The sequence below is a fragment of the Clostridium sp. KLE 1755 genome (genome assembly GCF_000466465.2).
Lineage (GTDB): Bacteria > Bacillota > Clostridia > Lachnospirales > Lachnospiraceae > Eisenbergiella > Eisenbergiella porci.
Window position 1 is genome coordinate 1 of sequence record NZ_KE992667.1, and the last position, 21820, is coordinate 21820.

Here is a 21820-nt window from a genome sequence, read left to right on the forward strand (position 1 = left end):
CTCCCTCTCCTCCCATAAGCGATGGGACCCCCGGTCCCGAGCCTACCTCCTCCCCCCATTAGCGATGGGGACAGCGCAGCGCCTCCCCGAGCCCGCCCCTCACTCCTCTCCCCAAACCATCTCAATCCTTCCCCACAACCACCAATTCCTTCGACTCCACAGCCGTCTTCACCAATTCATCGATCTTATCATCCAAAAACCTCTCATGCTTCCGGATCACATTCAAATTCGGCTTCGTCACCGGATGCTTTGCCACAAAGATCGTACAACAATCCTCAAACGGCAAAATCGACGTCTCATACGTCCCAATCCTCTCAGAAATATCAATAATCTCCTGCTTATCCATCCCAATCAGCGGCCTGTACACCGGCATCTCACACGCATCATCCGTAGCCGCCAGCGAATGCATCGTCTGAGAAGCCACCTGCCCGATACTCTCGCCCGTAATCAGCCCCAGACACTCCGTATCCCTTGCGATCATCTCCGCAATCCGCATCATATACCTTCTCATAATTATCGTCAGCTCATCATGCGGACACTTCTCATAAATATACAGCTGAATATCCGTAAAATTCACCACATGCAGGTAAATCGGCCCGCTGTACCTTGACACCAGCTTTGCCAGATCCACCACCTTCTGCTTCGCCCTCTCGCTCGTATACGGAGGCGCATGAAAATAAACCGCATCAATCTTCACACCGCGCTTTGCGATCATATACCCCGCCACAGGAGAATCAATCCCTCCCGAAAGCAGCAGCATCCCCTTACCATTCGTCCCCACCGGCATTCCTCCTGGCCCGGGAATCTCTATGGAATAAATATAAATCTTCTCCCGGATCTCAATATACAGCATCACATCCGGCTTATGCACATCCACCTTCATATCCGGGAACGCATCCAGCAGGACGCCGCCCACCTCTGAATTGATCGTCATAGAATCCAGCGGATAATTCTTCCTTGCCCTTCTCGCACTCACCTTGAACGTAATATGCTTGTCCGCATACACATCGTCCATATATTCCACAAGCGTACCGCACAGCTTGTCAAACCCTTCGTCCTCCACCTGCACCATCGGACAGATTTCCGCGATACCGAACACCCTCTGCAGATGCTCCACCGTCTCATCATAATCATACTCCTCAGACAGCACGTCCACATAGATCCTGCCCCGGGTACGATGAACCGCGAAATCTCCCTCACACCGCTTCAGCGCATACTTAATCTGCTGCACAAGCGCATCCTCGAAAATCCCCCGGTTCTTTCCCTTTACGCCGATTTCCGCGTACTTTATCAAAAACGCCTTAAAAACCATACATCCTCCTATCCTGCCCTGCCCGGCTGCTTTTCACATGCCGCCCGACAGCCCAACGACTCCTGCCGGTTTTCCGTCCGGCCAAAAGGCCGGACGCCGACTCTATCTTCTTGTAAACCTGCGCAGCATGGGCACCATCTCATACAACGCATTCAACGCATAACGGATCTCTTCCTCCGTGGTAAACACCGACAGGCTGAAACGAAGCGTAGAGCCCATCAGCTCCTTATCCAGACCAATCGCCCGCAGCGTAGCCGATGCCGCCGTTCCCGGCTTATTGGAAGAACAGGCGCTTCCCGAAGAAACATAAATTCCCCGCTCCTCCAGCGCATGCAGCAGAACCTCGCTCCGGATTCCCCGGAAAGATACACTGATAACATGAGGCGCGCTCTCACGCCCGGTCAGCCCGTTAATCTGCACGCCGTCCAGCTGTGTCACACCGTCAATAAACATCTGCTTCAAAGCATACAGCCTGTTCACATCCTCATCCAGATTTCCATACATCTCCTCGGCGGCCTTCGCCAGCCCTGCAATTGCCGGTACATTTTCCGTCCCGGAACGCATGCCGCGCTGCTGGCCCCCGCCGAAAATAATCGGCTGGATTTTTACCGCTTCATTGATATAAAGAAATCCCACGCCCTTGGGCCCGTGAATCTTGTGTCCGCTCACAGACAGCATATCGATTCCCATTTTTTTCGGCAGAATCCTGTATTTACCAAATCCCTGCACCGCATCCACATGAAAAAGCGTTCCCGGATTCATCTGTTTAATCAGCCTGCCCGCCTCAGCGACAGGCTGCAGGGAACCGAGCTCATTATTCGTATGCATAATGGATACCAGAATCGTATCCTGCCTCATTGCATACTCCAAATCCTCCAGCCGGATCCGCCCATAGCAGTCCACCGGCAGATAAGTCACTTCAAAGCCCTGTCCTTCCAGATACTGCATCGTCTGCAGGATTGCCGGGTGTTCAATAGAGGTTGTTATCAGATGCCTTCCTGCCCGGCAGTTTGCATAAGCGCTTCCGATGAGGGCAAGATTATCCGATTCCGTACCTCCCGAGGTGAAGAAAATCTCTTTTTCATTCACCTTCAGGATTCTTGCAATCACATCTTTGGCATAGCGCAGATACTGCTCTGCCTGCACTCCTTTCATGTGCATACTGGATGGATTGCCATAGTCCTGACACATGACCTGGGTCATGATAGCCGCTACGCTGTCAAAGCATTTTGTCGTAGCAGAGTTATCCAGATAGCATTCCATAATTTTTCCCAACTTTCTGTATTTGATTTGCCGGTAAAGAAGCGCGGACTCCCCAATCGGAATCCGCCTAACTTATTATATGTCTGCTTTCGACAATTGGTACTCCTAAACGCCCTGATCCGCCTCCAGCTGATACATAATCCAGGCAAGCACAGTAAAGCCTGCCGTTTCCGTCCGCAGAATGCGCCGCCCCAGTGTCACCGGCACGAAACCGCACTCCGAAGCAGCCTCCACCTCACCATCCTCAAAACCGCCCTCCGGTCCGATGAAAACCGCGATGGACTGGCCGGGGCGGATTCCTGCGATCAGCTCCTTTGTCTTTCCCATCCCTTCAGCCAGCTCGTAAGGAAAAAGCTTCACATCCATATCCTTTGCAAAATGCAGCGCCTCCTGCATGGACATCACCGGCATTACCTCCGGTACGATGCGGCGTTTGCTCTGCTTGGCCGCAGACTCGGCAATTCCCTGCCACCTTGCCAGCTTGCTCTTTTCCTTTTTCGCATCCAGCTTTACCACACAGCGCTTAGCCGCCACAGGCACCACCGCAAAGGCCCCCAGCTCCACCGCCTTCTGGATGACAAGCTCCATTTTATCCGCCTTGGGCAGACACTGGAACAGGTAAATCCTGGAAGGCAGCTCCAGCCCATCCTCTTTGATGAAACGAAGCGTGCAAACCACCTCGTCTTCCCGGATTTCCTCAATCCCGCATCTGTACTCCCGTCCATCGACGCCGTTGCTTACCGCGATTTCCTCTCCCGGCTTCATACGCAGTACATTCTTAATATGATTCACATCACTTCCCGTGATGATAACCGTCTTTCCCTGAATCTGCCCGGGCTCCACAAAAAACTGATACATTCCGATTCCCGCTTTCCTGTCAAACTGGCTGTTACTGTCACACTGGCTTTCTCGCCGTCACGCCAACCCATTCACCCTGATAATTGACCTCCAGAAGCTCCAGTCCGGCAGCCTTTACCGCATCTACCACCGTTGTTTCCTTATCATCTATAATTCCTGAGGTAATATAGATTCCTCCCGGCTTCAGCTGGCTGCAGATCACCGGCGTCAGATTTACCAGTACATCAGCCAGGATATTTGCCGCCACAATATCATAACAGCCATACCCCACCCGATCCTGAACTTCTTTTTCCGTAATGATATTGCCAATCATCATTTCGAATTTATCCGGGTCAATATGATTGGATTCCAGATTTTCACGTACCGCTTCCACTGCGCAGGGATCCAAATCAGTTCCCACCACGCTCCTTGCTCCGAACATCAGCGCAAGAATCCCCAGGATTCCGCTGCCGGTGCCCACATCCAGAAGCACGGTTTCCGGCGTCACAAACTTTTTCAGCTGCCTGATGCAAAGCTGTGTTGTCTCATGCATCCCCGTCCCGAAGGCCGTACCAGGATCAATATGAAGGACCATCTTGTCCTTATCCGTTTCCTCCACCTCTTCCCAGGAAGGGATAACAAGGAGATCATCAATATAAAACTGGTGAAAATACTGCTTCCAGTTATTGATCCAGTCGATATCCTCCGTCTCGTCCACGGAAATGCTTCCTTCTCCGATGTCGCAGAATACCCGCAGCTCCTCCAGCTCCCTGCGCACATTTTCCATGACGGACTCCTCGTCCGTCTCTTCGCCGTCTACCAGAAGATGCCCGTCCTCTGTTTCCTCCACGAAAAAGCTGAGCCACGCAATCCCGTCATCCTCCGGCCCATCGGGCAGGATGTCCACGAACATCTGCTCCTTTTCCGCGGCTGTCAGCGGCACCTTATCCTCGATCTGCGCCCCTTCCAGGCCAATATCATAAAGGGTGCTGATAATTATGTCCTCCGCATCCGTTATTGTTTTTATCCTGAATTTTTTCCATTTCATATTATATGCTCCTTACAGGTATTCTTTATCCATAATTTTTCACAGCCCGGAAATCAGCCTTACAGCTTCATCCATAATGATAATTCCCGTCTCCTCAATGACAGGAATTGCCTTTAACGATCCGCAGGACTCCGACATAAAATGAAGATAGCCAAAAGAAGCCGACGCCTCTTCTGGCCTTTCCCAAAAACCCAAATAAAATAAGGCTTTAATTTCGGCTCTTCCCAAAACGCTCCTTCCGCTCCTTTATGCAGGCAGGACAGATGCCTTTGTTTTATCCGGCCGAAAGGTATCTGCTGTAAAGATAAAACTCAAAGAAACCTTCTGTATTCCATCTTTTTTCAAGTTCATACTTCGGCATATTATACCATTAACCAACTGTTGTTTCAATAAGTTAAAACGCAAGATTAAATTTTTAGGACCATACATTCTTTTTTATAGAAACAGATTCCATATTTTATAATATCTTTATATCCCTCCATCTCTAATTCCATTGAATATTTTCGCGTCTCAATCTGGTTAAGCGCCTGGATACACCCTGCTTCCATTTCCGAAAAATCGTCTGCCACCTTTAGCTCCATAATAATTGCAAGCCCGCGAATACTTGCGGACTTCATAATAATATCCGGCCTTCCCAGTCCCGACTCCTGATTGGATATCACCCGGTATTTATTTTGTGTTTTCAGCAATCCTGTTAAAAATCCATGATAATAATTTTCCGCATAGTCATAAAAGCTTATCGTCTCCTGCAAACAGGCTGAGAGTTCTTCTTCCATATATCGCACATTTCCCCGCTCAATCGCAGTAAAAAACTTTCCCAGATCTTTCTTTTCAATTTCCTCAGTAAACCAGTTCCGTATGGTACCCTTAAAAATATGCTTAACCTCAATATTGGGAATGGCCATTAAGATATATTCCGTTTCAGCCTGCAGCCGTCTGTCCACCAGCTTCAGATATCCGGTAAAGAACAAAAAGTTCCATAGATTATCATCTGAACCGTATATACTGTCATAAGTTATATCTTCATGTACAGGTTTTTCAATCGCCCCGCCATCGATTAAATGCTCCAGTTCTCCCTTGACTGAGATATCCGCCCGCTCTACAAGGCTTTTAACAATATCATTCGAGCTTGTATTCGCCCAATATGGCATCGGCAAGGCTCCTGCATTTTCCCGAAGCGCATCAAGAAAATTAAGTACACTCCAGGGATTATAGACCTCGGCATTACCAAACCGATAGCCATTATACCATTCCTTCATTATTTCCATCTTATCTGCCCGATCGTATTCATCTAACAACGCCTCGGTTTCCTTTTGAGTAAAACCAAAGTACTCATCATATATATTGCTGAGGATGGATACCATTTTCAGATTATTCAACCCTGTAAAAATCGACTCTTTTGTTATTCTCAGGCATCCTGTGATCACTCCAAACTCAAGATAAGGGTTTGACTTTAAGGCAGATTCAAAAAGCGAACGGATAAAATCCGACATTTCTTCATAGAAACCATTGAAATAAGCATTTTCCAGCGGAACATCATATTCATCTATTAATATGATCGATTTTTGGCCTGTACTCTCCCAAAGTGCCTCGCTTAAAAACTGAAGGGCTCCTGAAAAATCATCTTCGGAAGCGGTTTCCTCCAGAATTTTTTGATATCTGACCGCTTTTTCTGGAGAAAGCCTCTCTTTTATTTTCCTATGCCTGTCGAATTCATTGGCCAGTTCTCTTCGCAGCTTATGATAGGCCGATTGATAAGTACGCTGTTTACCGGATTTCAAGGTCAGACAGATAACAGGATACCTTCCCATCTCCCCTCTATACCGTTCTCCTGCTTCCATGATGCCCAGACCATCAAACAGCTTTTTATTTTCCTCCAATTCGGGCTGAGAATCTTTCTTCTCAAAAAAATATCTCAGCATACTCATATTAAGTGTTTTCCCAAATCTCCTGGGCCTTGTAAATAAATTTACATCTCCTTTTTTATCTAACAGTTCCTTTATAAACAACGTTTTATCAACATAATAATATCCGCTTGTAATAAGCTTTTTAAAATCATCAACACCTATTGGTAATGGCTTTTTCATGCTTTACCTCCGTTGAGTTACAGCTTTACAATTCTATCAGCTTCCAGTCTATCATAGGCATGTCGGCTTAGCAAGGATTACCCGGGTTCAACAGCAGTTAAGTATAAACTGTCATTTACAGCCGTTACAAACGTTGCAGCCCCATACGGACCGCCTCGATATGATCGAAGGCCAGTCCCCGTTCCGCTTCCGCATCAAATATCGGCCTGCACCTCCGTTCGCCTTCACCCTTCGCTTCCTTTTCCACCGCATAGGCAAAACGAACTCCTGCTTCTGCTGATTCCAGGAAAATACATTCCCCGTTTTCCCCTTCCTCCTTCCAAACCCGGAACCAGACAGCTTCCGCTGCATCGTCCCCGGCCCAGACTGAAAGCTCTTCATCATCCACAACAGCCATATAGGCCACTGAAATTATCCGTGTACGGGGATCACGCTCCACCTCTCCAAATGTGTAAAGCTGCTCCAGACGCATTCCCTTTACGCCTGTTTCCTCCTCCAACTCCCTGGCGGCCGCCTCCCGCAGAGACTCCTTCATCTCCACAAAGCCTCCCGGCAGCGCCCAACAGCCCAAATACGGATGATTTTTCCGCTTTATCAACAGAAGCCTCTTGTTTTCGCCTGACTTATCCACAGCAAAAATGAGCATGTCCACCGTAACCGACGGACGTTCATAATCCCGGGGCTGATATTGGCTGAGAAACTCCTCCTCCGTCAGACCATTTTCATCCACAAGCTTTCCTTCTTCATTTTTCCGCATTCTGTTCCCTCCTTTCTTATTACATTTTTTATTTATAATTAATATACATTTGTTCTTCCATACATAATTTCTGCGGATTATATAGTATCCGCCTGCCTGTTTTTCTTTATTCTAACACATAGCACACCCCTACACCAGACATCCCGCATCGGGAGAAATCTGATTTTTATTACCCTGCTCAGTTATTCAGCCGACTGAAATGCTGCTTTTTGTCTGTTGCTTTTTATCTGTTGCTTCTTACTTATTGCTTCTTATCTGTTATTTCTGTCTGCCATTCATCAAATCATACTGCAATTACACCTGTCCTTTTGGTTTCCAGGCTGATATAATTAAGTCAATTATTTTTCCGCAGACACTTGAGCAACAGATAACGGTGCCAAAGACATACCGGAATGAGGTTTACTATCCTTAACCGCCGCGTCGGCTGCCGTCCGTATACGCGCGCACAGAATACCGGATGACACAGGTCCATGTGGGGAAAAAATCATTTTCAAGGAGGCCCTTTATGCAGATAATCGAATATTTTGAAGATGGGAAAAAAGAATGCTGGATAGAAAAAATCGGGAGCTGCGACTGGGGCGCAGCAAAATATCTGGCAGTGCTGCTCAGGGACGGCCGGTTTGAAACGGTGCTGGGAACAGGCGGCAAGCTGTTTCTTCTGTGCGATGAGGATGAACTTATTTCCTTTGTTACCCTGACACATCAGGACTGTATCGATGATATCCGGCTGTTTCCCTGGCTGGGGTTTGTATTTACAGCGCCTGAGTACCGGGGACACAGATACAGTGAGCAAATCATCAGTCATGCTTGTGAAGAAGCCAGGAGGCAGGGACATGAAAAAGTATATCTGGCTACGGATCATATTGGGTTCTATGAAAAATACGGATTTGTTTATATGGGAAACCGGCCGGATACGGGCGGTGAGGACAGCCGGATTTATTTTAAGCCGCTCTCCTGACAGCTGTACTCCATTCATACAGCGTTCTCTTATGCAAAGCGCTCCTAAGGCGCTCGCCTGTTATCTACCCGTTCCCTCCGAGGAAATGCCGCTATATGCAAAAGGCAGCCCCGCGGGCTGCCTTTTGTTATCTGTCAGGAATCCGGAAATCCCTATTTCCAGAATCCTTTTTTCTTCTTTTCTTTCCCTTCCGCAGCTCCGCCATCGCCCATTCTCTTCGCCGCATTCAGGCTGTCGCCGGAAACTTCGTCGAATTTTCTGAGCAGTTCCTTGGCTTCGCCAGAAAGCTTATCGGGTACCTGGACTACAAGAGTTACGTAGTGGTCACCGCGCACCTCTTTGTTCCGCAGGTTGGGAACGCCTTTTCCCTTCAGGCGGATTTTGGTGTCCGTCTGGGTTCCGGGCTTCACATCATAAATAACCTTGCCGTCCACCGTATCAATAACTACCTCGCCGCCAAGAGCCGCTACGGCAAAGGATACAGGGACCGTGGAATAGATATTGTAATCCTGGCGCTGGAATATGGGATGACGCCCTACAATGACTTCTACAAGCACATCTCCCCTGGGGCCGCCGTTGACGCCCGGCTCTCCCATGCCAGCCAGACGCTTGCACTGGCCGTTGTCGATTCCCGCAGGGATATCCACCTCAAACCGTTTCTTCATGGGTACATAACCGCTTCCATGGCAGTCAGTACATTTATCTTTAATTACCTTGCCGGTGCCGTTACAGTCCGGACAGGTCTGTACATTGCGGACCGTGCCGAAGAAGGACTGCTGGGTAAATACCACCTGGCCCTTACCGCCGCACTTGGGACAGGTAATGGGCTGTGTGCCCTCCTTGGCTCCCGTTCCGTGACAGGTCTTACATTCTTCCTTTACATTCAGTTCTATGGTCTTAGATGTACCGAATACCGCTTCTTCGAAGGTTATGTGCACACTGGTACGAAGATTGGCGCCCTTCATGGGTGCATTGCTCGCCCTGCCGCTTCTGCGGGATCCGCCGCCGAAGAAATCACCAAATATATCACCGAAAATATCGCCAAAATCTGCGCTGTTGAAATCAAAGCCGCCGAAGCCGCCGCCACCTGCGCCGTTGTCAAAGGCTGCATGGCCGAACTGGTCGTACTGGCGCCGTTTCTCAGGATCACTCAGTATCGCATATGCCTCCGATGCTTCCTTAAATTTCTTTTCCGCCTCCGCATCTCCCGGGTTCATATCAGGATGGTATTTTTTGGCGAGGACTCTGTATGCTTTCTTAATGGCTGCGTCGTCAGCATTCTTCTCAACGCCTAGGACCTCATAATAATCTCTCTTTTGTTCCGCCATAAATATGCCTCCCTTGGTTCTGCATTCACCGCAGAATCATCTTTTTCTGAACGCAACACTAAGGGACACGGCAGTGCCCCCTAGTGTTGTATTTTTTAAGCTTAAACCTCTCTGAAATCACCGTCAATTACATCATCATCCGGTGCGGAGCCTGCGTTTCCGGCTGCACCGCCCATGTCGGGGCCTGCGCCTGCTGCGCCGCCGGCTGCCTGCGCCTGCTCATAAACCTTGGAGAACAGGGTCTGTGCGCTCTGCATCAGTTTTTCCTGGGCAGCCTTCATATCTGCAACCTGGGATTCTGTCATTTCCTGATCCTTGGTCTGATCCAGCAGAGTCTTCAGAGCAGCCAGATCTGCCTGTACGCTTGCCTTGTCAGCTTCCGGAATCTTGTCACCTACATCTTCCAGCGCTTTTTCTGTCTGGAATACGAAGGAATCAGCTTCATTTCTTGTATCAATTGCTTCTTTTCTCTTCTTATCCTGAGCTTCGTACTCAGCAGCTTCCTTTACCGCTTTCTCGATATCACCTTCAGACATATTGGAGCCTGCGGTAATGGTGATGTGCTGTTCTTTTCCTGTGCCCAGATCCTTTGCGGATACATTTACGATACCGTTGGCATCAATATCAAAGGTAACTTCAATCTGAGGAACACCGCGTCTTGCCGGCGGGATACCATCCAGTCTGAACTGGCCGAGAGATTTGTTATCCTTTGCAAACTGTCTTTCACCCTGCAGTACGTTGATATCAACTGCAGTCTGGTTATCTGCCGCTGTGGAGAAAATCTGGCTCTTCTTTGTAGGAATGGTAGTATTTCTCTCAATCAGCCTTGTAGCAACACCGCCCATGGTTTCAATGGACAGGGACAGCGGAGTAACATCCAGAAGAAGGATATCGCCTGCGCCTGCGTCGCCTGCCAGCTTGCCGCCCTGGATGGAAGCGCCGATAGCAACACATTCATCCGGATTCAGGGTCTTGCTGGGCTCATGGCCTGTCATCAGTTTTACCTTATCCTGTACGGCAGGAATACGTGTGGAACCACCTACCAGCAGTACCTTGCCAAGCTCAGATGCTGTGATTCCCGCATCTCTCAGGGCGTTCTGCACGGGGATTGCTGTTCTTTCCACCAGGTCATGGGTAAGTTCGTCAAATTTGGCTCTTGTCAGATCCATATCAAAGTGCTTCGGTCCATCTGCAGTTGCTGTGATGAAAGGAAGGTTGATGTTGGTTGTTGTTGCGCTGGAAAGCTCTTTCTTGGCTTTTTCAGCAGCTTCTCTCAGTCTCTGCATAGCCATCTTGTCGCCGGAAAGGTCGATGCCTTCCTGCTTCTTGAATTCGCTTACCATCCAGTCGATTACTTTATTATCAAAATCATCACCGCCCAGACGTGTATCACCGTTGGTTGCAAGTACTTCGATTACGCCGTCACCGATTTCGATGATGGAAACATCGAAGGTACCGCCGCCCAGGTCGTATACCATGATTTTCTGTTCTTTTTCATTATCAAGGCCATAGGCAAGCGCTGCTGCCGTAGGCTCGTTGATGATACGCTTAACATCCAGGCCTGCGATCTTTCCTGCATCCTTGGTTGCCTGACGCTGTGCGTCATTGAAGTAAGCGGGAACTGTGATAACAGCTTCGTTTACTTTTTCTCCCAGATAGTTCTCCGCATCTGCTTTCAGCTTCTGCAGAATCATTGCGGAAATTTCCTGCGGGGAGTATTTCTTACTGTCAATGTCTACCTTGTAGTCGCTTCCCATATGTCTCTTGATGGAAGCAACTGTTCTGTCCGCGTTGGTTACTGCCTGACGCTTTGCAGGCTCTCCTACCAGTCTTTCCCCTGTCTTGGTGAATGCGACAACACTGGGTGTTGTTCTTGCGCCTTCCGCATTGGCGATAACGGTGGGCTTTCCACCTTCCATTACTGCCACACAGCTATTTGTTGTACCTAAGTCGATACCAATAATTTTGCTCATGATTCTCCTCCATTCTACCGCTTAATACGGCTATTTCATCAGGCCATGCCTGAAATACTTAATTTGCCACCTTAACCATACTGTGTCTTACCACAGCGTCATGATATGTGTAACCCTTCTGGAATTCCTCCACTACGATGTTCTCACCGTATTCCTCATCCTCCACATGCATCACTGCATTGTGGAAATTAGGATCGAATTCCTGACCTGCAGCTTCGATGGGCTTTACTCCCATGTTGTCCAGCTCGGTCATCAGCTGTTTATATACCTTGTTCATGCCTTCCACAAAAGCGGAATCCTTTTCATTCTCCGGTACGGCTGCCAGACCTCTTTCAAAGTTGTCAACCACCGGGAGGATTTTCTCTATCACACTTTTTGCTCCGGTTTCGAACATTGCTGCCTTTTCTTTGTCGGTACGTTTTCTGAAGTTTTCAAATTCGGCCATCTGACGTTTTACCCTGTCTTCCAGTTCGTCTATTTTCACTTTGAAGGCCTCTTCTTTTTTATCTTTCTTTTTCTTTTTGAAGAATCCCTCTTTTTCTACAGAGGAATTATCCTCCGCCTGTTCGGAATCCTCCTGGGTATCCTCCGATGCCCCGGCTTCACCGCCTTCTCCGTTTCCTTCGGAAGAATCAGTATCCGCATCTGCCGTTTCCTCTGTCCTGGGAGCTTCTGCTGTCTCTTCTCCGGCCTTCGCCTCAGAAGCAGTGTCCATCTCTTCTTCCAGATTACGGTTATCTTTATTTTCCATTTTCTGCTTCACTCCATTCTGTGTACCTGACACTTCTATTTTTTCTTATACAGCGTATCCAGCTGGCTCATGAGATTCTTCAGAATGCCCACGACTCTGTCGTAATCCATTCTCTTCGGTCCGATGATTCCCACCGTCCCTTTCATTCCTTCTCCCAGTTCATAGGTTGCTGTAACAATACTGCAGTCCTTCATTGTCTGTACCGGGGTCTCATCACCGATATATACCTGTATGCCTGTGCTGTTCTCATCAGCAAGTGTTTCCTGAACTATCTGGTTTAATGCCTGTTTTTCTTCAAATGTGGTAATAAGCTGTCCGGCCAGCTCCTTATCCGCCAGCTCCGGATATTTAAGGATGTTGTTGGTGCCGCTGGTATAAATCTCCAGGTCTTCATCCGCCTGAATGGCTTCCGCCACCGCATCGATAATTTCTCCCACCATGCTGCTGTGTATTCCTGCCTGCTGCTTCAGGTTGGCTATTGTCCCCAGATTGATCTCATCCATGGATTTGCCGTTTAAATGCGTATTCAGCAGGATGTTGAGCTTAAGCATGGTTTCTTGATCCGGCGCCTCGTCCACGTGGAGCATTGTGTTCTTAATCACATTGCCTTCCACAACGATAACCGCCAGCACCTGATGTTCATCCACTCTTGAAAGCTGAATGAACTTCAGCTTGTTTCCATGATAAAGCGGCGATGAAATCATTGCCGCATAATTGGTATTTACCGCAAGAACCTTCGCTACCTGCTGGAGAAGATGTTCCATCTTATCTTCCTTCTCCACGAGAAGCTCCTTCAAATCAGCGACTTCCCTGTCCTTCTCTTCCAGCATGCTGTCCACATAAAGACGGTAGCCTTTATCGGAAGGGATCCTGCCTGCCGAGGTATGAGGCTGAATGATATAGCCGAGCTCTTCCAGATCAGCCATCTCATTGCGGATGGTAGCTGAACTCAGGTTCAAATCCGTATATTTGGAAATTGTCCTGCTGCCCACCGGTTCTCCCGTCTCCAGATAGTTCCGGATGATAGCCTGCAGAATCTTCATTTTACGTTCATCCAGTTCGCTCTGCATTACCTCACCTCTTTTTTAAGTTGTTAGCACTCAACCCTTAGGAGTGCTAACACCTTCTGAACATACATTATCACTTCTCCCAAACGTTGTCAACTCGTTTTTTGAAATAAATTAGTGAAAAAAATATGAAAATCATGAACGTAAACTTAAGAAAAAATCAAATATCCCTGTATGAGGAAACATTTTCAAAAGAAACGCCGTATCCTTAAAGAGGCCGGAATCGGACGGATCAGACAAAAGATCCGCCGTTCCTGTCCGGATACGGCGTGTAAATGATGTGAAGTTATATGCAGCCTTATGCTGCGTCAGAACGGTTCTATGTAATACAGTCCTCTGTTCCCTGGGATCAGATGGCAAAGCTGCCGGTAACGTCTCCGTTGATTACATAATATACACTGCTCTCTTCCGGCTTTACATACAGTTCTACGGTTTTGAACTCTTCTTCGTTCCTGCCCAGGTCATATTTCCATACGTCCTTCGCAATTTTTACCAGATCCTCCGATGAGTAGGATTTTCCTGCAAACTGTACGGTTACTGTCTCTTTGATCTCTTCCCTGGCCGCTGCTTTTTTCGCAGGGGCTGCTGCGGGCTTCTCAGCCGCTTTTTTCACAGGGGCTTTCTTAACAGGCTCTTTCTTCACAGTTTCCTTCTTTACGGTTTCTTTCTTTACTGTCTCTTTCTTCACAGCTTCCTTTTTTACAGCTGTTTTCTTTGCAGGCGCCTTTTTGGCAGGTGCCTTTGCCTCTGCGGGCTCTTTTACGGCCGCTTTTACTGCTGGTGTTTTTTCGGGTTCTTTGGTTTCGATTTTGGGCGCATCAGCTTTTGCAGCGATTTTCTCAACAGGTTTTACAGTTTCCTTTGCTTCGGTTTTCTTCGTTTCTGCCATAATTTTTTCTCCTCCTTTAGACCCAGGTACTTTGTCCAAGCACAATACACATAGCAGTAATATACCTGAATATAGGACTAAGTTTACCGCAAAGCCGCGAAGTTGTCAACTTTTCGTCTGATTTCCCGGGATCGTCACCGTAAAACAGCTGCCTTTCCCCGGCTCGCTTTCCAGTTCAATATGACCGTTATAGTACTCCGCAATATGTTTTACAATGGACAGGCCAAGCCCTGTGCCGCCCATCTTTTTGCTGCGTCCTTTGTCCACGCGGTAGAAGCGTTCGAAGATCCTGTCCTGATCTTCCTTTCTGATGCCGCAGCCGTCGTCGCGGACACGAACGCACATATCCGTCCCCCTGGCGCTGATTTCAACCCATACATTACCGCCGGGATGGTTGTATTTGATGCCGTTGCTGACCAGATTCATAATCAGCTCCCGAAGCTGTTTGGCGCTGGCCTCTATGGAGACAGGCTCGCATTCCTTGTGAAGCGTTACCTGATATTCCGCGGCAATGGGTTCGACAGATTCAAAAATTTCCGTAAGCAGCGGCACCATTCGCACCGTGGAGTAGGTCACCTCCGCTTCCTTTGCTTCCAGCCTGGATATCATGAGGATATCATTGATCAGATTGGTCATATTGTCCGTTTCCTTCAGAATCCTGGCAATAAAATCCTTTTTGACGGCCTCATCCGTCACAAAGCCCTGATCCAGCAGCTCCGCATAGCCTCTCACCGATGTGATAGGGGTTTTAAGCTCATGGGAGGCATTGCTGAAAAATTCCTGGCGGATACGTTTTTCCTTTTCCAGACGGTCCATGTGCTCCCGGATTTCCTCCGCCATTTTCATGGTGGTTGCGGAAATCACGTTCAGTTCCTTATATTTATAGGTTTTAAAGGTAAAGCTGGGATTGTCGCTGCGCACCTTTTCCATCTCCCTGGAAATCTCATTTAAGGGCGTGGTAATCGTATTGGTAAAACGCACGGCGATGACGACGCTCATGGCAAAAGCAATCCCTGTGCCCAGAAGAAGCACCGGGAAAATCAGTATCATGTAATCCAGCATATTGGTATAAGGAACCGCCATGCGCACCACATAGGGTCCCTTCTTGGAATGAACCGCCACATACAGCATGTTCTCCCCCAGGCTTTCCGAATTCCTGGTAGCAAAACCGGAGCCGCTGCGCAGCGCCTCTTTCACCTCTTCCCTCTCCAAATGGTTTTCCAGGGAATCCACCTGTTCAATTTCGTTGTCCGCCACTACCGTGCCGTCTTCACCGATAATGGTGACGCGGGAATTTTCATCCATGGTCGCTTCATGCAGACGGCTGAGCTGTTCCTGCAGATCCCCGTCATAATTCAGGGAATAGTCCACCACATGAATGGTATTCAGCATGGATTCCCGATTGCTTTTCAGCATATTTTTGCCGATAAAATAGTAAGAAAAAACACTGCTGACCGCGAGGGCCAGCATGAGTATCGCTACGAACCGGAGTAATATCGCTCGTTTCATAATTTAATTATCCCTGTTTTCCGTCTCCTGCGGGAGCACAAAACGATAGCCCACGCTGCGGATAGTCTTGATATATCTGCTGCCTTCCTCGCCCAGCTTCTGGCGCAGGGTACGGATATGGATGTCCAGTGTGCGCGTTTCTATGTCTGCCGTATAATCCCAGAGTTTGTTAAGAAGCTCATCCCGCTCCACCACTCTGGCCCGGTTATCGATCAGATACATAAGAAGCTCATATTCCTTATAAGTCAGAACCACCGGCTCCCCGTTCATGGCCACTTCCCTGGCCGCCGTATCCACACATAAACCTCCCAGACGCACCTTTCCCTCGGACTGCACAGGCTGCTGCTCGGACGCCCTTCTAAGCAGCGAACGAATTCTCGCCGCCAGCTCCAAAACCCCGAAGGGCTTAGTCACATAATCATCCGCGCCGCCGTCCAGCCCCACCACCTTATCGTACTCCTTATCCTTAGCCGTAAGCACAATAATCGGCATACTCTTCAGCTCATCCTCCCGTCCCCTGATAATCCGAATCGCAGAAAGACCATCCATGCCGGGAAGCATCAAATCAAAAACCGCCAAATCCGGCTTCTCCCTCCCAACAATCTCCAACGCTTCCTCCGCAGTCTCAAAAGCCGCCACCTGATAGCCATAACCTTCCAAAGCAATTTTCACCAGATTCCGGATATTCTCATCATCCTCAATCACAAATATCTTCTGCATCCTACTCTCCATTCCGCCACATGCCATTAAATCCTAAACCTGTTTTCATAAAACCTGGTGCCCACATGCACGAAGCTGGACCAGAACTCTCGCCGCTTCCTACCGGGGTTTCTGACAACAGTATATCACTCTTCGTCCAGCGCAGGAAGTGGTTTGCGGGATTCGCTGACCACATATCCCGCAATGTTGGTGGCATGATCCGCGATTCTTTCCAGATTGCTGATCAGATCCAGGAATACCACGCCGCTTTCCGGCTCGCATTTCCCTTTGGAAAGACGCTGGATGTGTTTCTCCCGCAGCTCATCCTCCAGCTTATCCACATTCCTTTCATAATCCGCTTCCTGAATTGCATCCTGTGTGCTGGAAAGCTCCCTGGCCTTCAGCGCGCTTTCCAGCGCCAGTATGGTTTCACTGGAAATCAGCTTCAAATCCTTGAAGCCTTTCTTGGAAAAGGAGATCTCATCCTTGCGCATATTTTCGGCAAGCTCCGCGATATTTTCCGCGTGATCTCCCACCCTTTCCAGGTCACTGATGGTATAGAAAAGATTTTTTACCACCTTATGCTGCCCCTCGGTAAGGGAAAGATTATCCACCCTCACAAGGAAGGAGGTGAGAACCTTTTCCATTTCGTTTATGATTTTTTCCTTATCAAACACGGAGCGGATCAGTTCCTTGTTGCCTGTCTCCACGCCTTCCAGGGCCGCCTTCAGGTTTTCCAGGGCGGACTGGCCCATCACATTTACCTCTCCCATCACGGTATCCATGGCAAATGCAGGGTTTTCCAGAATACGTTCGTCCAGATGGCGGCGCATTTCCCCTGCCGGCGTTATTTCTGCGATCTCCGCTTCCTTATCATCCCTTATTATATAGGTAGAAAGCTTGACAAGCTTATTTGCAAAAGGAATCAGCATCAGGGTATTGAGTACGTTGAAAATTGTATGGAAAACAGAAATTTCCACGCTGTTAATGGCTGCCGCGCCCCATGCCGCATTAAAACGGAACAGGACAAACATGATAATGCCGAAAACCACAGCGCCGATGACATTGAACAGCAGGTGTATAACAGAGGCTCTTTTTGCATTTTTCCCGGCTCCCGCGCTGGAAATCAGGGCGGTCACACAGGTCCCGATATTCTGGCCCAGCGTAATGAATACAGCGGACTGCCAGTTTACCACACCGTTGAGCGCCAGTGTCTGCAGGATACCCACAGAAGCCGAGGAGCTCTGGATAATGGCGGTAACCACAGCGCCGGCCAGCACCGCGAGAACGGGATTCCTGCCAAGGACGGCAAAGGCCTGTGCAAATATGGGCGCTTCTCTGTATGGTTTAATCGCATCGGACATGAAGGAAAGGCCAATAAACAGGACGCTGAAGCCTACCAGAATCTCTCCGATTTTTTTCTTTTTTTCTGATTTTGTAAAAAGTACGAGGAACGCGCCGATCCCCAAAAGCAGCGGGGCAAAAAATTCCGGTTTCATTACGCTCCCCCATTCGCTCATGGAAACAATCCATGCCGTAATGGTAGTACCGATATTGGCGCCCATGATAACGCCCACTGCCTGGGCAAGCTCCAGCATACCTGCATTTACAAAGCCTACCACCATAACCGTGGTGGCTGAAGAGCTCTGTATGATAGCGGTGACTCCTGCGCCTACAAGAATAGCCATCAGCCTGTTTTTTGTCAGAAAGCCCATCAGCTTCTGCATTTTCCCTCCGGCTGATTTCTGAAGGCCGTCGGCCATGATATTCATCCCGTAAAGGAACATTCCCAGGCCGCCGATGAAAGAAAACAACATTCCTACATCATTAATAGACATCTCATCTCTCCTCTGCCCTCATCAACGGATATCGCTGTCTGAAACTTACTCGAAATCCTGACGTATCCCTCATTCCGCTTCGGGGCGGTATCTTTTTCCTATGTTTCCAATGAAAAACTGCTGTCCTCCGGATTCTGGCCGGACGACGGCATTTTCTCATTGTCCATCATTATTTTAACAGGTGAGTGTAAAGTACACGCTTAGGTTATGTAAAATCTATGTAAAATATCAGAAATCCAAACCTTACATAAGCCAAATGGCATCTTGTCGTGCACAAAGGTATCTTATCCTGCGACACATTGTATTTCCTCTGCTGTCCAGCTATAATAACCTCAATCCCAGAGGAAAGAAGGGCTGACCTATACTTTATATGACAAATATCATATTTATTCCCGCCGGGGAACGGGGACTGCGTTATAAAAATACTGTGTATGACAATATCATGTATTTTTCAGCGAGGAAGTGGATGCATCGGCGCAAAGGAGCCGCTGAAATCTATGGCAAACGAAACTGCACGCAGGGATAAAGTGACCTTTCTGATATCTTCCCACGATTTAAGCCTTTTCAGCAATCCGGCTGACAGCTGTCTGCTCCTGTTTCACGGGCGCATTATCTGTCGGACTGGGGAAAAATCGGAGGCGGAGGAAATCAGGAAAAGTATGAAGAATGCAGAATTCGCAGCTTATACGAAAAAGAAAGGCAGGCGGTTTTTCCGGGGCATTGAAAAAAAGAACAGATGTACGTTATTTTTAATACCTATTAACGCAATTGTGAGGAAGTTCCATGAAGCTGATAATACATCAGGATCGTCAGATTACTGAAACTGAAATTACCATCCGCTGTGCACGCATGGATTCCCGGTTGGAGCAGCTGGCCGGACATATCAGGCAATTTGGTTTTTCCCTGACGGGCTATCAGGAGGATAAGGAATTCCAGCTGCCGCTGGAGAAGATATTTTTTATGGATTCCGCAGATGGAAGAACCTATCTTTATCTGGAGAAAGAGGTGTACTACTGCCGGGAGACTCTGGCCTCCCTGGAGGCCCGCCTTTCCCGCACTTCCTTTACCAGGATCAGCAAAAGCTGTCTGGTCAACACCAGCTTCCTGCAAAGTGTGCGGCCGCTGTACAACCACCGGCTGGAGGCCACCCTGCAAAATGGAGAAAAGCTGGTAATTACGCGAAATTATATCGAACCTCTGAAGGAAAAGCTGAAAGGAGCAAATGTATGAAAAATTTTCTGACCGTACGGGTGCCGTCCACCTGTATCTGTTTTACCCTGCTGCTTCTTGCCAATGCCGCCCTGAATCTGCTGAGCGGTATTGATACCGAAGGGTATGATTTCACCGTCCTGGTCCTGTTTCTGATCATATTGCTGTGCCAGGGGGTGGATATTGCCCTGGATCATGTTGAATTCAGGACATGGAGGCAGTACTGCATTACAGAGTCCTTGATTTTGTATGTGGTAAACCTGGCAGTATTCCGAATCATTTTCTGGCATTCCTTATCAGCCAGGCAGCTTATTATTTTCACCCTGATTTTTTTAGTAATTGTAACCGCTGTATTTTCCTATTTCAGAAAGCTGCAGCGTATGCAGGCGGATGAAATCAATGCGCTTATTGCTAAAATGCAGTCAGATGCGCCGCGGCAATAAAAAAAGTCCGAAACTGCGCCCGGCTTCTAATAGAGGGCCGCAGTTTCCAGACTCAGTCAGGAAATATCTCTCGCTTTCAGTACATTTAATTCCCATTTCGCAACTTGCCGGGTATGGGTCAATTTCTGCTGCTAAAGCACTTTTTTAAGAATAAAATCCTTTTTTCTATATTATTCTGTGCAATTTGTGTCTTTATTGCCGAGTCATAACCGTGAATTGTGCCTTTTGTGTCGTTCAACTCAACTTTCGCCCCTGCTTCCATCAGCCTTTCAGCATACAAGACTCCTTCATCATGCAGGCAATCATATTCCGCTGTTTCAATGTACGTATCCGGAAGCTTATGAGGCAACACATTCTGCATGGGCGATGCGTTCCTGATGTTTTCTCCTGTTACGTTCTTTAAATAGAATTCCCACATTTTTTTGTTATTTTGGGAATTCCATAATGGAGTATCAGAGTACAATTTTATGGATTTCGTGGACATGGACGCATCTGTCACCGGATATATTAACATCTGTGCACAGGGAATGGGCAAAGCTTCTTTTTCATATGCATTGCAAATCGCAGCAGCAATTGCCCCGCCGGAACTATCTCCTGCGATTCCAATCAGTTCTCTGTCAATAAGCAGGCTTTCCGCATTCTTTAACAGCCATTTATATACGGACAATACATCCTGATATGCCGTTGGATATGGATGCTCCGGCAACAGATGATAATCCGGAAGGACCACCCTGCAGTTTGCTTCCAATGCATAGATACAGGCAAGCTTTTTATGATGGGCTGACGCCTTATAACTGAACGCGCCGCCATGGATATATAACAAACACGGAAGCTTATCCGCTGCTGAAGCAGGTTCATATATTGCAACCTTTAACGGTAACCTGCCGTTTTCCCGTATTATTATCCATTTGCAATTAATTTCCCTGGGAATTCCTGTTAATCTGAAAGCCAGCATCTGGTAGATATTTGCTGTCTTTATCAGGAACTTATTATACGGAACCCTCTTTGCTATGCTTTTTAATTCCGGGTCTATCAAATGTGTATAATTCATCTATGTGTTCTCCAAATACAAATTCGTCCGTCCTGGGCTATTAAAGCAACTCGCCAGCCTTCTACACTTCATTTTTCCCATAAATCCCATCGGTTATATCACACTTTTGTCCATCCGGAGGGGCAATTTACCCCCCTGCTTAAAGGTTGTTTTTTATTTTAGATTTAATATGTGCAAGTAAATTTGCACCAAAATAACAAATTTCTAATTTGCCGTTCAAATAATCAGGATATTATAATGAAACTTTTTTTATCTTCAACATTCCTTCTCATAAGTTTAATGTATCAATTATTCCACAAAGCTTATCGAGGGAGTCTATCGTATAGTTCTGGTTAAATGTCTTAACAGCATTGCTTCTATTAATCAACACTGAAACCGCCCCGACATTGTTTGCCCCAACTATATCTTTTTCTTCATCTCCCACATAAATCATTTCGTTTGGCAGTATATTAAAACACTCTGCCGTTTTCAAAAATCCTTCTTTACATGGTTTTCTGCAGCCTACATCTACAGAAGTCAGAATTAAATCAATATAACCAGTAAGCATTGCAAAGTCCTTTAAAGAGAACTCGTTATCCATTCCATAAGCAACATCGGTCAATATTCCTGTTTTTATTCCCCTGCTTTTCAATCCTTTTAATGTTTCAATTGCTTCAGGAAATGGATGGGCGTCTGCCTGAAAGAATGAATAAAACGCGGATTTCATGGCATGCAAATCCGCGTTTAAACAATCCCACGCTGACATAATTTCTTTAAAAATTATGTCAGACGTAATTTCAGTCTTAACCCAGGCCACCACAA

At 47.6% G+C, this 21820-nt stretch carries 21 protein-coding genes; 4 read left to right on the top strand and 17 right to left on the bottom strand.

Going from position 1 to position 21820, the window contains the following annotated elements:
• Positions 1–121: 121 nt before the first annotated feature.
• The 7 genes from thiI to HMPREF1548_RS04485 all read right to left on the bottom strand — a co-directional run bounded on the left by thiI (position 122) and on the right by HMPREF1548_RS04485 (position 7304).
• Positions 122–1312, bottom strand: coding sequence for a tRNA uracil 4-sulfurtransferase ThiI (thiI, locus tag HMPREF1548_RS04455; protein ID WP_021634592.1), 1191 nt, complete (start codon positions 1310–1312; stop codon positions 122–124).
• Positions 1313–1414: 102 nt separating this feature from the next.
• The gene (locus HMPREF1548_RS04460; RefSeq protein WP_021634593.1) at positions 1415–2575 is read right to left on the bottom strand and encodes a cysteine desulfurase family protein; all 1161 of its coding nucleotides are present in this window, start codon (positions 2573–2575) and stop codon (positions 1415–1417) included.
• Positions 2576–2680: 105 nt separating this feature from the next.
• Positions 2681–3433 (bottom strand): 16S rRNA (uracil(1498)-N(3))-methyltransferase, encoded by a 753-nt coding sequence (locus HMPREF1548_RS04465; protein ID WP_021634594.1) that lies wholly within the window; start codon positions 3431–3433, stop codon positions 2681–2683.
• Positions 3434–3470: 37 nt separating this feature from the next.
• Positions 3471–4460: a 50S ribosomal protein L11 methyltransferase gene (gene prmA / locus HMPREF1548_RS04470; protein ID WP_021634595.1), complete on the bottom strand. Its 990-nt coding sequence runs from the start codon at positions 4458–4460 to the stop codon at positions 3471–3473.
• A gap of 39 nt (positions 4461–4499) precedes the next feature.
• Positions 4500–4688, bottom strand: a complete 189-nt coding sequence (locus tag HMPREF1548_RS04475) for a hypothetical protein (protein ID WP_021634596.1) — start codon at positions 4686–4688, stop codon at positions 4500–4502.
• A gap of 179 nt (positions 4689–4867) precedes the next feature.
• Complete coding sequence (locus tag HMPREF1548_RS04480) at positions 4868–6547, bottom strand: AAA family ATPase (protein WP_021634597.1); 1680 nt, start codon at positions 6545–6547, stop codon at positions 4868–4870.
• Positions 6548–6671: 124 nt separating this feature from the next.
• Positions 6672–7304: an NUDIX domain-containing protein gene (locus HMPREF1548_RS04485; protein WP_021634598.1), complete on the bottom strand. Its 633-nt coding sequence runs from the start codon at positions 7302–7304 to the stop codon at positions 6672–6674.
• A 505-nt stretch (positions 7305–7809) separates the two neighbouring features.
• Between HMPREF1548_RS04485 and HMPREF1548_RS04490 the strand changes: the two genes are divergently transcribed.
• Complete coding sequence (locus HMPREF1548_RS04490) at positions 7810–8262, top strand: GNAT family N-acetyltransferase (RefSeq protein ID WP_051358316.1); 453 nt, start codon at positions 7810–7812, stop codon at positions 8260–8262.
• 152 nt (positions 8263–8414) lie between these two features.
• Here HMPREF1548_RS04490 and dnaJ read toward each other — a convergent pair whose 3' ends face one another.
• From dnaJ to HMPREF1548_RS04530, 8 genes are all read right to left on the bottom strand, one after another.
• Entirely contained in the window at positions 8415–9590 is a 1176-nt protein-coding gene (gene dnaJ, locus HMPREF1548_RS04495; RefSeq protein WP_021634601.1) for a molecular chaperone DnaJ, read from the bottom strand.
• Between the two features lie 101 nt (positions 9591–9691).
• Complete coding sequence (gene dnaK, locus HMPREF1548_RS04500) at positions 9692–11563, bottom strand: molecular chaperone DnaK (protein WP_021634602.1); 1872 nt, start codon at positions 11561–11563, stop codon at positions 9692–9694.
• Between the two features lie 58 nt (positions 11564–11621).
• The gene (gene grpE, locus HMPREF1548_RS04505) at positions 11622–12314 is read right to left on the bottom strand and encodes a nucleotide exchange factor GrpE (RefSeq protein WP_025488381.1); all 693 of its coding nucleotides are present in this window, start codon (positions 12312–12314) and stop codon (positions 11622–11624) included.
• Positions 12315–12349: 35 nt separating this feature from the next.
• The gene (hrcA, locus tag HMPREF1548_RS04510; RefSeq protein ID WP_021634604.1) at positions 12350–13384 is read right to left on the bottom strand and encodes a heat-inducible transcriptional repressor HrcA; all 1035 of its coding nucleotides are present in this window, start codon (positions 13382–13384) and stop codon (positions 12350–12352) included.
• Between the two features lie 346 nt (positions 13385–13730).
• Positions 13731–14270, bottom strand: coding sequence for a DUF6465 family protein (locus HMPREF1548_RS04515; RefSeq protein WP_025488380.1), 540 nt, complete (start codon positions 14268–14270; stop codon positions 13731–13733).
• Positions 14271–14375: 105 nt separating this feature from the next.
• Positions 14376–15779, bottom strand: coding sequence for a sensor histidine kinase (locus tag HMPREF1548_RS04520; RefSeq protein WP_021634607.1), 1404 nt, complete (start codon positions 15777–15779; stop codon positions 14376–14378).
• Between the two features lie 3 nt (positions 15780–15782).
• Entirely contained in the window at positions 15783–16499 is a 717-nt protein-coding gene (locus HMPREF1548_RS04525) for a response regulator transcription factor (protein WP_025488379.1), read from the bottom strand.
• A 125-nt stretch (positions 16500–16624) separates the two neighbouring features.
• Entirely contained in the window at positions 16625–18316 is a 1692-nt protein-coding gene (locus HMPREF1548_RS04530) for a Na/Pi cotransporter family protein (protein WP_021634609.1), read from the bottom strand.
• A 497-nt stretch (positions 18317–18813) separates the two neighbouring features.
• Here HMPREF1548_RS04530 and HMPREF1548_RS04535 point away from each other — a divergent pair, with 497 nt between their 5' ends.
• From HMPREF1548_RS04535 to HMPREF1548_RS04545, 3 genes are read left to right on the top strand one after another with little or no spacing between them, the layout of a single operon-like run.
• Positions 18814–19137, top strand: a complete 324-nt coding sequence (locus HMPREF1548_RS04535) for a hypothetical protein (RefSeq protein ID WP_035321038.1) — start codon at positions 18814–18816, stop codon at positions 19135–19137.
• The gene (locus tag HMPREF1548_RS04540; protein WP_035321040.1) at positions 19100–19546 is read left to right on the top strand and encodes a LytTR family DNA-binding domain-containing protein; all 447 of its coding nucleotides are present in this window, start codon (positions 19100–19102) and stop codon (positions 19544–19546) included. Before HMPREF1548_RS04535 ends, HMPREF1548_RS04540 begins: the two co-directional genes overlap by 38 nt.
• The gene (locus tag HMPREF1548_RS04545) at positions 19543–19968 is read left to right on the top strand and encodes a hypothetical protein (protein ID WP_021634612.1); all 426 of its coding nucleotides are present in this window, start codon (positions 19543–19545) and stop codon (positions 19966–19968) included. The genes HMPREF1548_RS04540 and HMPREF1548_RS04545 overlap by 4 nt, the downstream gene beginning before the upstream one ends.
• 118 nt (positions 19969–20086) lie before the next feature.
• Here the strand turns inward: HMPREF1548_RS04545 and HMPREF1548_RS04550 are convergent, their stop codons facing one another.
• Both HMPREF1548_RS04550 and HMPREF1548_RS04555 read right to left on the bottom strand, forming a co-directional pair.
• Entirely contained in the window at positions 20087–21019 is a 933-nt protein-coding gene (locus HMPREF1548_RS04550) for an alpha/beta hydrolase (protein WP_021634613.1), read from the bottom strand.
• Between the two features lie 268 nt (positions 21020–21287).
• Positions 21288–21818, bottom strand: a complete 531-nt coding sequence (locus HMPREF1548_RS04555; RefSeq protein ID WP_442876713.1) for an HAD family hydrolase — start codon at positions 21816–21818, stop codon at positions 21288–21290.
• Positions 21819–21820 lie beyond the last annotated feature (2 nt).

Bases quoted from the DNA above. Each gene is read 5' to 3' on its own strand.
- thiI (WP_021634592.1), bottom strand. From the start codon at position 1,312: ATGGTTTTTAAGGCGTTTTTGATAAAGTACGCGGAAATCGGCGTAAAG.
- HMPREF1548_RS04460 (WP_021634593.1), bottom strand. From the start codon at position 2,575: ATGGAATGCTATCTGGATAACTCTGCTACGACAAAATGCTTTGACAGC.
- HMPREF1548_RS04465 (WP_021634594.1), bottom strand. From the start codon at position 3,433: ATGTATCAGTTTTTTGTGGAGCCCGGGCAGATTCAGGGAAAGACGGTT.
- prmA (WP_021634595.1), bottom strand. From the start codon at position 4,460: ATGAAATGGAAAAAATTCAGGATAAAAACAATAACGGATGCGGAGGAC.
- HMPREF1548_RS04480 (WP_021634597.1), bottom strand. From the start codon at position 6,547: ATGAAAAAGCCATTACCAATAGGTGTTGATGATTTTAAAAAGCTTATT.
- HMPREF1548_RS04485 (WP_021634598.1), bottom strand. From the start codon at position 7,304: ATGCGGAAAAATGAAGAAGGAAAGCTTGTGGATGAAAATGGTCTGACG.
- HMPREF1548_RS04490 (WP_051358316.1), top strand. From the start codon at position 7,810: ATGCAGATAATCGAATATTTTGAAGATGGGAAAAAAGAATGCTGGATA.
- dnaJ (WP_021634601.1), bottom strand. From the start codon at position 9,590: ATGGCGGAACAAAAGAGAGATTATTATGAGGTCCTAGGCGTTGAGAAG.
- dnaK (WP_021634602.1), bottom strand. From the start codon at position 11,563: ATGAGCAAAATTATTGGTATCGACTTAGGTACAACAAATAGCTGTGTG.
- grpE (WP_025488381.1), bottom strand. From the start codon at position 12,314: ATGGAAAATAAAGATAACCGTAATCTGGAAGAAGAGATGGACACTGCT.
- hrcA (WP_021634604.1), bottom strand. From the start codon at position 13,384: ATGCAGAGCGAACTGGATGAACGTAAAATGAAGATTCTGCAGGCTATC.
- HMPREF1548_RS04515 (WP_025488380.1), bottom strand. From the start codon at position 14,270: ATGGCAGAAACGAAGAAAACCGAAGCAAAGGAAACTGTAAAACCTGTT.
- HMPREF1548_RS04520 (WP_021634607.1), bottom strand. From the start codon at position 15,779: ATGAAACGAGCGATATTACTCCGGTTCGTAGCGATACTCATGCTGGCC.
- HMPREF1548_RS04525 (WP_025488379.1), bottom strand. From the start codon at position 16,499: ATGCAGAAGATATTTGTGATTGAGGATGATGAGAATATCCGGAATCTG.
- HMPREF1548_RS04530 (WP_021634609.1), bottom strand. From the start codon at position 18,316: ATGTCTATTAATGATGTAGGAATGTTGTTTTCTTTCATCGGCGGCCTG.
- HMPREF1548_RS04535 (WP_035321038.1), top strand. From the start codon at position 18,814: ATGGCAAACGAAACTGCACGCAGGGATAAAGTGACCTTTCTGATATCT.
- HMPREF1548_RS04540 (WP_035321040.1), top strand. From the start codon at position 19,100: ATGAAGCTGATAATACATCAGGATCGTCAGATTACTGAAACTGAAATT.
- HMPREF1548_RS04545 (WP_021634612.1), top strand. From the start codon at position 19,543: ATGAAAAATTTTCTGACCGTACGGGTGCCGTCCACCTGTATCTGTTTT.
- HMPREF1548_RS04550 (WP_021634613.1), bottom strand. From the start codon at position 21,019: ATGAATTATACACATTTGATAGACCCGGAATTAAAAAGCATAGCAAAG.